Here is an 11,043-nt window from a genome sequence, read left to right on the forward strand (position 1 = left end):
GGCCATGGAGCATATCGAATATCTGCTCGCCCATGTCGGCGACCTGCCGATCGCCCTGCCGCTCGATCTTGTTATGGCCGTCAGCGAAGATGCGCCGGTCACGCCGCTGCCGTTTTGCCCGCGCCATGTCGCCGGCCTCGTCTATGTGCTCGACCGGGTCATGCCACTGGTGGAATTGTCGCGGGTGCTGGAACGTGGTCCGTCGCCACGCGCCTCCCTCTCCTCGTCGCTGGTGGTCGTTGCCGATGGCGATGACGTGCGCGCGCTGCGCGTCGATGTGGTGACAGCCATGACGGCGATCGAGACGGCAACCATCGGCCCGCTTTCGCCGGAAGATCAGGCGCATCCCCTGCTCACCCAAGGTTTCGAGCATGCCGGCACTGTCTGGTTTATCCTGGACTATCTGCGGTTTGTGGCCGAGACCGGCATGGACCCGGATGGCCTGATCGAAGATGCAGCTCTCGTATCGCTCGAACCTGTCGGCCTGGACGAGGCGCTTATGGCGCCACCGCCGGAGCCGGTCGCGACCCTGCCCTATCTGCAGATCGCCCTGGGGGCCGAGCGCTACTGCGTGGCGACATCAGACATCGGCGAGATCGTGACGCTCACGGATCTGCGCCGCATGCCGGGCGCTCCCGCCTATGTCCTGGGTCTAACCAGCCGTCACGACCGGCCCCTGCTGGTGCTGGATACGGGCGCGCTGCTGGGCCTGGCGCCCGGCATGCTGTCGGCCGGCACTGCACTGGTCGTTAAGGTCGATGGCCTGGCCGCCCCGGTCGCGCTGCTGGTGGACAAGGCCCTGGGCATCCTGCGGGTTGCTGATGACCAGATATTCGCCATCGACGAAAGCATGGCCGGGGTCGCAAGCTATACGGTCGTCGAGGATCGCATCCTGGGCATTCTATCACCCACTGGCCTGGTTGACGCCATCCTGGGCGCCTTGCTGCGCATGGCGCCAGAGCCAGAGATCATTGCGGAGCCAGACAGGCCTGCAGCGAGCGAACGTCACGAGATCTCGACCGCCGCTCCGCATGCATTTCTCACCCTGCGCATCGGCGAAAACTACTATTGCATGGACCTCGACCGGGTCGACCGCATTCTCTCGTCGGTGCGTCTGTCACCACTGCCAGGCGACGGCAACGGGTTTGACGGCATGGCCGATACCGGCGATCAGGCCGTTCCGGTCCGGGACCTCCGGCGGGTCTTCAACCGCAACCCCACGGAGCCCGCCCCGCCCTGCATCCTGCTGCAGCTGGAAGGCTCCACGGCGGGCCTGGCGATCGACCAGGTGCTGCGCATCGAGAACGTGCCGGAAGACGACTTGTCCGACGTGGCCGACAATGCGGAACTGCCCATCCATGCAGTGGCACGGGTGGGCGAGCGGTTAATGGCCGTGCTCACGATCGACCGTCTGCTGCCGCGCCTTACCCTCTGACGCAAAAGGGGTCCCGGCACTAGCCGGAACCCCTTGCTGTCGACTGGTGAACTTGCCGTGGCAGATCAGCTGCCGTGGCCATGGCCGAGATATTCGCGCTCCTGGATGGTCGAGCTGTCGCCCCTGCACATCTTGTTGTTGACGCCGCCGGCTGCCAGATCAAGCAGGCTGTCGGGCAATTCATCCTGGTTGAGCGCCTGAGGCAGAACCAGGATCACCTCGCCAGCGCCTTCCTCAACGACCCGCAGGCGCATGTCTGCAACGGGATCGGAGCCGAAGGCCTCGACCAGCGCCGCATGCGGATCGCGCAGCAGAAGCGCCCGGAAAGCGGCGTCAGATGCAGCCTTCTCGAGCAACACGGTTTCGGCAAGGCGGCGCGCCTCAGACAGGGAGATCGCGGTCATACCAGTCCCTTTCCTTCCAGAGGCTTGAACAGGAAATCCTTCTTGAAGCTGTTCCAGCATTCCTGGGCATTGCCGCCGGCAGCATAGTCCAGCAAGGCGTCGGGTAACTCGTCCTCGGCGATGGCGCGCGGCAGGACCAGCACGATCTCGCCGGCTCGTTCCTCGACGACACTGATCTTGAGCGAGGGGATCGGGTCCGTCCCGAACTGCTCCTTCAGGGCTCCATGGGGGTCGTTTTTCAGCAAGTCGCGAAAGCCGGCATTCGAAGCCGCCTTCTCTACCAGAGCAGTCTCGATATGCCTGCGGGCCTCAGCCATCGCATCTGTCGCGGCGTCCATGTCGCGTCTCCCTTTCATCGTTGGAATATGGGACCGAGCGGCCGGTTGTGGCGTTGCCCGGTTCTTCACTTCTTCGGGCAGATATCGTCCCAGGTCACCTTGCCATATTGCTGCTCGGGGGTCAGGAAGGCGCTGAAGCTAATGCCGCCGGAAGCGAGATCCAGCAATTCGTCCGGCAGTTCGTCCTGGGCGATGGCGCGCGGCAGCACCAGCGTAATTTCTCCGGCCTGCTCCTCGAGCACCGTGATCTTGAAGGAAGGGATCGGATCGGTTCCCAGCATCTGCTTGATGGCGTCATGCGGGCTGTTCTTCAGCACTTCACGGAATGCCTTGTCGGACTTGGCCTTCTCGATGAGGGCGGTTTCGATATGGGCGCGGGCCTTGCTCAGGGGGTCGGTCGTGGACATCGTTTGTTTTCCTCGTGGTCTATCGTTCATGGATTTGCAGGACGTCGACCGTTCTATTTGGGCGGGCATATGTAGGAAAAGTCGGGGCCGAAGGTGGAAAAGCCTCCGGATGCCATATCCAGCAGTTCGTCCGGCAGTTCGTCCTGGGCAATGGCGCGCGGCAGCACCAGAGTGATCTCGCCCGGCTGTTCCTCGATCACCTTGATCTGGTAGGTCGGGATCGGATCGACCCCAAGCAGGCTCTTGAGTGCTGCACGCGGATTGGATTTCAGCAGGTCGCGGAATGCGGGATCAGCCTCCGCGCGACCGAGAAGCGCACGTTCGATATGCTGACGGGCAAGGGTCATTGGATCCATGTTTGGCTCACTTTCTCGTTTCTATCTGCGGACCGACCGCACAACTCACTTGGAAAACGCGGTGTGATGCTCCACCCCGCACACGTCGGTGCGATAGGCATGACCGGTCTTGTCCCATTTCCAGGTATCGCCCCACTCGTCGCGCCAACTGCCGGCGACCCCGGCAGCCATGTCGAGCAGTTCGTCAGGGAGTTCGTCCTGACCCATGGCGCGCGGCAGGACCAGAACGATTTCGCCGGGCTGTTCCTCAACGACCTTGATCGTGTGGGACGGGATCGGATCGACGCCGAGCAGCTCCTTGAGGGCAGCGTGAGGATTGCTCGTCAGCAACGCGCGGAAGGCACTGTCGGTGGCCGCCTGCTCGAGCAGGGCGCGCTCCGCATGGATACGGGCTTGGGTGATGGGATCAATGGATACGTTGGCAGACACGGTGGTTCCTTCTCGCGTTTCACGGTTTGTTTCGGCTCCGGGTAGGCAATACATTGCCCCGGCGACTTCACCTCAATGCAAATCAACGCTTCTTACAATACTTTATGTATTGTAAGATTATTTTTTGAAATATATATTGTGCATCACATCAAAAATTATATTAATTTTCGCACTTAACTGATGCATAAATCTGCGAATTTAGTAGCGTATGGGAATTTTTTATTTCATATATCCGTTGTTTTCGTAAGATCATCTATAGGTCACCCCCCTGTCGTCATGTGCGAACGACCTGAAAAGTTTCAAAACACGATCCGCAACCTGAGCTATTAAGTCTGTGCCGGGCAGCCAGCGCGGTTCGACAGGGAATCCCTCAGCAAGGTTTCAAGGATCATGAGCACTTCAGCCATATCGCTTTCCGAAACGGTGGCTCCGCCCGACATCCTGCCTGTGACGCGCGCTGATTGCGGCCAGTTCTCAGGTCTGACGGCAGCCGCTTTGCGCTGGATACTTGATGCGGAAGACGCTGCGTCGGCACAGAACGGGTTCTGTCGCCTTGGCGCATGGTCCAATGGCCGGCCAGCCGGTCTGCTGCTGTCCTGCCCTGCCGCAGACCGTCAGGAACTGACGTCGATCATGGTGGCACCGTCGATGCGCGGGCGCGGCATAGGCGCCGCCCTGCTGGCGGATTTCTCCAGGCAGATGCGGGAGGCCGGAAAAACCGCCATCTTCGCCCGCTGGTCGAGCCAATTGCCGCGAAGCGCGGAATTTTCCCGCATGCTGTCATCAGCCGGATGGTCCACACCATCTGTGACGCGCCGACGCATGACATGGCGCGCGGGAGACTGGCGCCTCGGCTTTGCCAACAGGGACAGCGTGTTGCAACGGTTGCAGTCGCGCGGCCTCGTCGTGCGCTCCCTGGCCGAACTCGGCGCTGACGGCGTCAGCGACTTTCTCGACCAGAGCCGGGCGCTTTTGGCTGCCGGAAAGGCCCCCAGATGGTCCAATCCGGAAGGCTGGGTCGGGATGGCCGACCACCGCTTGACGGTCGTGCTTCTGGATGACGCCGGTCGGGTACAGGGATGGATGGTGTGCGCGTTCCAGCCGCAGTTCGGCCGCTGGTATGTTCCCCAGGGCTGGGTGGTCGCCGACAAGATCTCGCGGGGCTGGCTGCTGGGCGGCATCGCCTCGCTGTCCCAGCGCCTGGAGGAAGCCGCCGGACCCGATGCCCTGATCATCGCCCAGCCCGCCGCCGATATCCCCGGCGGAATGGAGCAGATGCTGTTCAAGCATTTCGGCAACCACACTATCGCCATGGACTTTCTGTTTGAAAGCGAACAACTTCTGGGAGATGTATGATGCCTGTCGCGACCCTAAGATTGACCTCCAGAGCCTGACAGCCATGCAGCACGAAACGGCCAGTCTATCGTCTCAGTCGCCCGCCCTTGGCGAAATCAGCATCAGGCCTTGCGGGATCGACGATCTGCCCAGCCTTGCGACGCTGACAGCACCGGGGCTCACCGGGCTCCTTGGCGCGGGCACAGGCGGCGATACCGATGCCGATTCCAGATCTGGCCTGTGCCACCTGTCCGCCTGGGTCGGCGAGATACCCGCAGGCCTTCTCCTGTCGCGCCAGAGCGAAAAGGATCCGCGTGAGCAGGAGCTGATTTCCCTGATGGTTCTGCCGCTCTTGCGTCGCCAAGGGCTTGCAACGCGCCTGTTGTCCGAATGGCGCAGCCGCATGGGGCAAGCCGGACGGACGGCACTGGTCGCGCAATGGTCAGACCACCTGCCCCGCGTGCAGGATTTTTCCGCCCTGCTCGCCCATCACAACTGGGCTGCCCCGCGCCGCGCACGCCTGCGCATGAGTTTCCATGTCAGCGACCGGCACGAGGCCCTGCCCTGGGCCGCAAGGCTATCGGGCCAGTTGGAGCACTTCGGCATTCGCATTGTAAGCCTGGCAGACCTGATGCCGGCACAAGCGACAGCCTTCGAGGAAAACGCAAGGCTGGGCGTCGCATGCGGCGAAATCCCAAGCTGGGCGGCGCCCGATCGCTGGCTGGCAACCGCTGATCGGCCGGTGTCGCAACTTCTGGTCAAGACCGATGGCTGCGTGCTGGGCTGGCTGCTGTGCCAGCCACAACCGGCCCTGCAACGCTGGACGGTGCCGATCGGTTGGGTGAGTGCCGAGGTGCCGGTGCGCGCTGCGCTGGTTGCCGCAATGGCTCGCCTGCTGGAGCGACTGGAAGCCGAACATGGCCCGCAGGCCACCTTGACCCTTCAGCCCAGCATGGGCGCCGGCGCAAAGGTTTGCACGCTTCTGGACCGCCGCTTTCGTCCCCATGCCTTATGGGCCGACAGGCTGATGGAAAGCAGCCAACGCATCGACTAGAGCCGGTAAATGATCGGCCGGCAGACTCAATCCACCTTGACGGGATCGGGTTTTCGCTGCGCCGGCATCAGGGCATAACCAATGCCGCGCACGGTGACGATGGGCACATTCTGCCCGTCATGCTGCATCTTGCGGCGCAGCCTGGCAATCAGGTTGTCGACCGTATGGGCGCTGATCTCGCGCGGATCACGGTTTGCAATCACGTCAAGCAGGAAGTCGCGCGATACAGGCTGGGCCGGGCGGGAGGCCAGCGCCACCAGGATGTTGAACTCCCCGGCAGTCAGTTCGACCAACTGGCCCGTTGGCCTGAACAATTCGCGGCGCACCACGTCGAGGATCCAGCCATCGAAGGTGATAACGGGCTCGCGCGAACGTCGCAACACACTGCGGATGCGAGCCAGCAGCGTGCGCAGGTTGATCGGCTTGGTGACATAGTCGTCGCCGCCCGCCTCGAAGCCGGACAGCACATCTTCGTCCGAGTCACGTCCGGTGACGAAGATCAGGCCGAAACGTCCGCCGAGCCGCATCTGGCGCGCCAGTTCGATGCCATCGCCATCGGGCAGGTTGACATCCAGCAGAATGATATCGGGCTGCAACACCTGCAGGCGGCTGCGCAGCTCCGCTCCGGACCGCGCCGTGGCCACCGTCATTGCGTTTTCCTCAAGAAAGCCCGCAATCATGGCGAGGCTTTCCGGGGCATCTTCGACAACAAGAATTGTTGCACTCATCGGGGTAGATCTGTCTCCACGGTCTTACCCCGCGCTGGGGGCCGCTCAAGTTGCGAGATCGTTTGCTCTATCCGTCGCCTCAGCCGGTCGGCCGCGTCTATGAGGCCCGGCCCGGACGCTGTCAACGTGGCATCGGCGCAGTCGCGCAGGTCCTGATATCCCATATTGGCCGCACTGCCCCTGACGCGATGGGCAATCCTACTGACGGAGTCTTCCGACAGATCGCTGGCCAGGAGCAGCTTTGCCTGTTCGCGCAGATTGTCGAGAAACAGCTGTTCCAACTGGACCACACGTTCGGGGGTGAAGAGGGAAGCAAGTGCCGGCGCCTCTGCATCGCCCTCGGGCGTGACCAATAGTCCCGATGCAAGGTCGGCCAACGGCGCATCCGCTGCCAGCACGAGATCGGCGCCTGCGGCATATAGGCTATCGCCTTCCCCCGACGCATCGATGGAAACGGCGATCAACGGCGTGCGATCCCGCCCCACCGGCACAGCACGACGCAATGCCGCCAGCCGCTCCGCTGACGGCTGAAACAGCAGGAGCGCCGAAAACGGCCTGATGGCAAGAATGGCGCCGGCCGCCGCGATATCCGCAAGCGGAAACTGGCGCAGGCCAAACCTTGTCAGGGCGCTTGCCATCTCGGCAGCAGGCTCGCCGATCACCAGGACATCATCACCGGGTGCAAGGCCCAAACGCGGCACGACGGGTCTATCGATTGCCAGGGCCAGGGCGCGCTCGAGCGCATCCGGATGGATCGGCTTCACGAGGTGCGCATCCATGCCCGCGGCCTTCGAGCGGGCGATATCAGCCGGCATGGCGTTGGCTGTAAGCGCGAAGATCGGCAGCTTCAGATAGTCGCCACCCAGGGCCCGGATCTGCCGAGCCGCCTCAAAGCCATCCATCTCGGGCATCTGCAAATCCATCAGAATTGCATCGAAAGGCTGCTGCTGTACAAGCTGAAGCGCCTCCACGCCGGTTGCCGCGGCGACCCAACGATGGCCGGCAGCCTCCAGGATGCCGGTTGCCACCTGCAGGTTGACGATATTGTCCTCCACCAGCAGAAGGGTGAGGCCGCGCGGTGCGTTGCCCGTCGATGGCTTGGCGTCCACCTTCGGCGCAGGCGCCGTTGTCGCCGGCATTGTCAGCGAAAAGCAGAACCGGCTGCCGCGTCCGACCGCACTCTCCACGATAATCTGCCCGCCCATGCCCTCGACCAGCCGCTTGCAGATGACAAGACCAAGACCAGACCCGCCAAATCGCCGGCGGATGGACGCGTCTGCCTGCACGAAGGGCTGAAACAGATGGGGCATCTCATGCTCCCCGATGCCGATGCCGGTATCCGAAACAGAAAACGCGACATTGGCACCTTCCGCACGCACCGATATGGCGATCCCGCCCTTGCTGGTGAACTTGACCGCATTGCCGACGAGATTGAGAAGGATCTGCCGCAACCGGGCCGCGTCACCCGTGACCCATGCGGGAACCTGCGAATCCAGGTCGAGATCGAGCGAAATGCCCTTCTCGCGTGCGCGCGGCGCCATCAAGTCGGTCACATCGCTCAGCACCCGTCGCAGATCGAGCGGCATCGCCTCATAGTCATGGCTGCCCCTTTCCAGCTTGGAAAGATCGAGAACATCGTCGAGGATGACTTGCAGCGCCTCGGCGGATCGCAGCACAACACCGAGCCGCTCCCGCATGAGCGGCGTCATGGCATCGTCGAGCGCCAGTCGGATCATGCCCAGAATGCCGTTCATGGGCGTGCGGATTTCATGGCTCATGACTGCCAGAAAATCCGCCTTGGCGCGGGCGCCGGCCTCCGCCGCCTCCTTGGCATCAAGCAATTCCAGATTGACGCGACGGGCGCGCTCGATATGCAGGAACTCCTCGCGACGCATGCGGTTGAGCTGCACTCTGGCGACCAGCCCGACGACCAGCGCGACCCCCGTGACGAGCACGATGACCGCCAGATCCAGCCCGGCCTCAGGGTCTGGTCGCAGCACGCCCCAGAACAGCAGGCTGATCATCGGCGCATAGGCGCTGACGATGGCAATGGCGCGCAGCCGCCCCGGAAGATACATCGGTAACGCGATGGCAATCAGGGGCAGCAGCAGGCCGCCATGGCGGGTGAGTGACGGGTGGTCGAAGATCAAGGCGTTGAGGAAGAAGAACAGGGCCTGCTGGAGATAGGTGACAGCGACAATCGCCCTGGGCTCCTGCACCAGGCCAAGAGACGCCATGGTCGCCACGCAGATGAGCCCTAGCAGCAGACGTATTGCCAGGAACAGATAGAGTTCCGGCGCCGGTATCATCATCAGGTCCAGCGGCGCAAAGGCCAGGCTCGCCAGGGTCGTGGCAACGATGCAGATCTGCGCATTGCCCATCATGGCACGGCGCGCGGCCATCGCATACCTCGCTTCCGTCGCGGGATCGCGAAACTCACCGGTCCACCCGATGGCATAGGTATGTTCAGGGATCTCGACATCATTGGTGGGCATGAAACGGCGGGCCTTTGTTTCGGCATGTTCGTAAGATGAATACGGTGCGTCTTGCACCGAACTTGAGACCGACCGTCAAGTCGCTTTGCGGCCCGTGCTGCCATAAGTGACGCCGCACTGTGCAAGCTGGCCTAAGATAACGGCGGTCAGCCGATGACCGTTTTGCGTTACAGTTGCCGCAGCCCGTCAGAATTCCTCAAAGACCAGATTGCGCCTATTTGCCGATTCCTGCGCCAACGCCATAGCGCAGCGAATTCTTGTGGCGTTTGGCATTTTTCATGTCTTTCGAACCTTACTGCTATCGTTGGAAGTATAGCTTGTCTTGTGCCGTTGCGAGAGAGTGTTTGATCTCAATTCAAATGGTTTGTGCAATGAGGGCGAGCGGAAATTAATCCCGTCTTGCTGAAAAGATGCGCAGATTATGAAAATGAAATCAGAGACTTATGGGAAGATCGCCATCGATCGCCCCGCCCGACAAGAACCGCGTGATCGAGGAAGGCGGCGGTAGCCGCCTCCGCCCATCCAACTGAAAGGTAGACCACCATGACATCGCAGGAAGATATGTCCAATAAGGCGCGCAATACGCTGACTGGGACACTGATAGCCGAAGCCGAAAAGGATGCGGCATTGCGCGCCGCGCTGCCGCGGCCGCTCGCGGAGGAACTGAGCGACGCGGCCCTCGACCAGGCATCCGGCGGGGTGGGGGTCTCCGACAATCTGACCAGCCTGCTGAGTGTCCTGAACGGCTCCGGCGAACGGACCAAATGGTAGTCCGGTTGCGATATTCGCCGCCGACATCATCATCATCATAGCTACGAACAGGAGCGATCCCATGACGTTATCCATCGACCCCATAACCCAAGCGCGCCAGCACATCGAGCGCGCACTGATCGAAAAGGCCCAAGGCGACGCCACATTCCGCGGTCTGCTAGCCCAAGATCCACGCGCGGCACTGAAGCAGATGCTCGGCACCGATCCCATCCCGCATCTCAAGATCACCGTGATCGAGGAACAGCCGGGCGAGGTCATCCTCGTGCTGCCCCGCAATATCGCCCAGGACGAGCTGCCCGACGAACTGCTGGATCTCGCTTCCGGCGGCTTCGGAAGCCCTGCCAACGGGAAAGGGATGGAGATCCTCTGCAAGTAGCTCTCGCACGGCCGGCAATGCTCAAACGGGCTTGCCGGCCAGGCAGTCCATCTCGGCCGACCAACATCCGAAATTGCATCGGCCATCTCACATCAAAAAGGGAAGTTCCCATTACAATGCCCTTCAAGGGCGATGTGCTTTTGCGCGCCCGTGCCCATATCGAGGCAGGCCTGATCGAATAGGCCGGAAGAGATGCGAGCTTTCGCGCCCTCCTCAAAAACGACCCCACGCCACCATCAGGCAGCTCTACGGAAACGACCCCGTGCCGGGCCTGAAGATCACGATGGTGGAAGAACCGGCTGGCGAGGTCGTGCTGTTGCTCCCAGGCGCGATTGCCGCCGACGAACTGCCTGACTATGCCGTTGGCGGCGCCCGCATCGATTGCTTGCTCACCGCCGCGTTCGAGGTCAAGCAGCGGTCGCTAACTGATTGAATATGGCGGGCTCTGGTGCATTGATCGCTGAACGAGCGAATTTCTGTCTCTGATGGTGCAGTTATGCGACGGTGATCTTGCAGTGGACGGATTTAGCCGGTCCAAGGAAATCCAGCGCGTCAGACGGGTGCATCGCGATCCGTTTGAGCCAATCATGTGCGTGCTCGAGGTCGACAGCCTCTGGCGGAATATCGCAAGATCACCGATGAGATCGTCAAATGCGTGCACATCTTAAAGCAGATCGGTTCGTACGAGCAGGCAAGCTACGCAATCCAAGATACGCCCGATGTCGTGCAGCAGCACTATGGTCGCTTCCTGCCGCAGGATAAAGCAGCGCTTGCGGCCAAGATCCTCAACCAGGTTTGGGAAGCGGCCTGATGATCAGAGTGAACCACGCCGGGTTTGCCGGAGGCGATTTCGTTTAAGTTATGCGGCCATGGCTAGTGCGTCCAGGGTGGCGTAGTACTGCTCCTCGGCTTCGG

Annotated in this window: 14 protein-coding genes; 7 read left to right on the forward strand and 7 right to left on the reverse strand. The window is 61.9% G+C overall.

Annotation, left to right across the window (positions count from 1 at the left end; genetic code table 11):
- Window positions 1-4: 4 nt before the first annotated feature.
- On the forward strand, window positions 5-1,435 hold the full coding sequence (locus tag B9A97_RS26500; protein WP_179145408.1) for a chemotaxis protein CheW: 1,431 nt from the start codon (window positions 5-7) through the stop codon (window positions 1,433-1,435).
- A gap of 65 nt (window positions 1,436-1,500) precedes the next feature.
- Here B9A97_RS26500 and B9A97_RS26505 read toward each other — a convergent pair whose 3' ends face one another.
- The 5 genes from B9A97_RS26505 to B9A97_RS26525 form a co-directional block, all read right to left on the reverse strand.
- Entirely contained in the window at window positions 1,501-1,839 is a 339-nt protein-coding gene (locus B9A97_RS26505) for a hypothetical protein (protein WP_084368838.1), read from the reverse strand.
- The gene (locus B9A97_RS26510) at window positions 1,836-2,177 is read right to left on the reverse strand and encodes an NHLP leader peptide family natural product precursor (protein ID WP_084368839.1); all 342 of its coding nucleotides are present in this window, start codon (window positions 2,175-2,177) and stop codon (window positions 1,836-1,838) included. The genes B9A97_RS26505 and B9A97_RS26510 overlap by 4 nt, the downstream gene beginning before the upstream one ends.
- Window positions 2,178-2,242: 65 nt before the next feature.
- Window positions 2,243-2,584 (reverse strand): NHLP leader peptide family natural product precursor, encoded by a 342-nt coding sequence (locus B9A97_RS26515; RefSeq protein WP_084368840.1) that lies wholly within the window; start codon window positions 2,582-2,584, stop codon window positions 2,243-2,245.
- 53 nt (window positions 2,585-2,637) lie between these two features.
- Entirely contained in the window at window positions 2,638-2,940 is a 303-nt protein-coding gene (locus B9A97_RS26520) for a hypothetical protein (protein WP_210189732.1), read from the reverse strand.
- 45 nt (window positions 2,941-2,985) lie between these two features.
- A complete protein-coding gene (locus tag B9A97_RS26525) occupies window positions 2,986-3,369 on the reverse strand; it encodes a hypothetical protein (protein WP_210189733.1) in 384 nt (127 codons plus the stop codon).
- Between the two features lie 390 nt (window positions 3,370-3,759).
- On the opposite strand from B9A97_RS26525, the gene B9A97_RS26530 reads away from it, so the two are divergent.
- Together B9A97_RS26530 and B9A97_RS26535 are read left to right on the forward strand one after the other, a co-directional pair.
- A complete protein-coding gene (locus B9A97_RS26530; RefSeq protein WP_084368841.1) occupies window positions 3,760-4,725 on the forward strand; it encodes a GNAT family N-acetyltransferase in 966 nt (321 codons plus the stop codon).
- 43 nt (window positions 4,726-4,768) lie between these two features.
- Window positions 4,769-5,758 (forward strand): GNAT family N-acetyltransferase, encoded by a 990-nt coding sequence (locus B9A97_RS26535; protein WP_143530727.1) that lies wholly within the window; start codon window positions 4,769-4,771, stop codon window positions 5,756-5,758.
- A gap of 26 nt (window positions 5,759-5,784) precedes the next feature.
- Here the strand turns inward: B9A97_RS26535 and B9A97_RS26540 are convergent, their stop codons facing one another.
- Both B9A97_RS26540 and B9A97_RS26545 read right to left on the reverse strand, forming a co-directional pair.
- Window positions 5,785-6,486, reverse strand: a complete 702-nt coding sequence (locus B9A97_RS26540; RefSeq protein ID WP_084368843.1) for a response regulator transcription factor — start codon at window positions 6,484-6,486, stop codon at window positions 5,785-5,787.
- On the reverse strand, window positions 6,483-8,981 hold the full coding sequence (locus tag B9A97_RS26545) for a sensor histidine kinase (RefSeq protein ID WP_084368844.1): 2,499 nt from the start codon (window positions 8,979-8,981) through the stop codon (window positions 6,483-6,485). Before B9A97_RS26545 ends, B9A97_RS26540 begins: the two co-directional genes overlap by 4 nt.
- Before the next feature lie 543 nt (window positions 8,982-9,524).
- Between B9A97_RS26545 and B9A97_RS26550 the strand changes: the two genes are divergently transcribed.
- From B9A97_RS26550 to B9A97_RS29960, 4 genes are all read left to right on the forward strand, one after another.
- Window positions 9,525-9,752 (forward strand): hypothetical protein, encoded by a 228-nt coding sequence (locus B9A97_RS26550; RefSeq protein ID WP_084368845.1) that lies wholly within the window; start codon window positions 9,525-9,527, stop codon window positions 9,750-9,752.
- Window positions 9,753-9,813: 61 nt separating this feature from the next.
- Window positions 9,814-10,128 carry an NHLP leader peptide family RiPP precursor gene (locus B9A97_RS26555; RefSeq protein WP_084368846.1) on the forward strand — a complete coding sequence of 105 codons (315 nt, stop codon included), beginning with the start codon at window positions 9,814-9,816 and terminating at the stop codon, window positions 10,126-10,128.
- Window positions 10,129-10,390: 262 nt separating this feature from the next.
- Window positions 10,391-10,561, forward strand: coding sequence for a hypothetical protein (locus B9A97_RS30060; RefSeq protein ID WP_210189734.1), 171 nt, complete (start codon window positions 10,391-10,393; stop codon window positions 10,559-10,561).
- A 156-nt stretch (window positions 10,562-10,717) separates the two neighbouring features.
- Window positions 10,718-10,939: a hypothetical protein gene (locus tag B9A97_RS29960; RefSeq protein WP_179145404.1), complete on the forward strand. Its 222-nt coding sequence runs from the start codon at window positions 10,718-10,720 to the stop codon at window positions 10,937-10,939.
- Window positions 10,940-11,043 lie beyond the last annotated feature (104 nt).

The organism is Rhizobium sp. RU36D (assembly GCF_900176345.1).
GTDB lineage: Bacteria > Pseudomonadota > Alphaproteobacteria > Rhizobiales > Rhizobiaceae > Allorhizobium.

Excerpts from the sequence above, each read along its gene's own strand:
- B9A97_RS26500 (WP_179145408.1), top strand. The coding sequence starts at position 5 with ATGGAGCATATCGAATATCTGCTCGCCCATGTCGGCGACCTGCCGATC.
- B9A97_RS26505 (WP_084368838.1), bottom strand. The coding sequence starts at position 1,839 with ATGACCGCGATCTCCCTGTCTGAGGCGCGCCGCCTTGCCGAAACCGTG.
- B9A97_RS26510 (WP_084368839.1), bottom strand. The coding sequence starts at position 2,177 with ATGGACGCCGCGACAGATGCGATGGCTGAGGCCCGCAGGCATATCGAG.
- B9A97_RS26515 (WP_084368840.1), bottom strand. The coding sequence starts at position 2,584 with ATGTCCACGACCGACCCCCTGAGCAAGGCCCGCGCCCATATCGAAACC.
- B9A97_RS26520 (WP_210189732.1), bottom strand. The coding sequence starts at position 2,940 with ATGGATCCAATGACCCTTGCCCGTCAGCATATCGAACGTGCGCTTCTC.
- B9A97_RS26530 (WP_084368841.1), top strand. The coding sequence starts at position 3,760 with ATGAGCACTTCAGCCATATCGCTTTCCGAAACGGTGGCTCCGCCCGAC.
- B9A97_RS26535 (WP_143530727.1), top strand. The coding sequence starts at position 4,769 with ATGCAGCACGAAACGGCCAGTCTATCGTCTCAGTCGCCCGCCCTTGGC.
- B9A97_RS26540 (WP_084368843.1), bottom strand. The coding sequence starts at position 6,486 with ATGAGTGCAACAATTCTTGTTGTCGAAGATGCCCCGGAAAGCCTCGCC.
- B9A97_RS26545 (WP_084368844.1), bottom strand. The coding sequence starts at position 8,981 with ATGCCCACCAATGATGTCGAGATCCCTGAACATACCTATGCCATCGGG.
- B9A97_RS26550 (WP_084368845.1), top strand. The coding sequence starts at position 9,525 with ATGACATCGCAGGAAGATATGTCCAATAAGGCGCGCAATACGCTGACT.
- B9A97_RS26555 (WP_084368846.1), top strand. The coding sequence starts at position 9,814 with ATGACGTTATCCATCGACCCCATAACCCAAGCGCGCCAGCACATCGAG.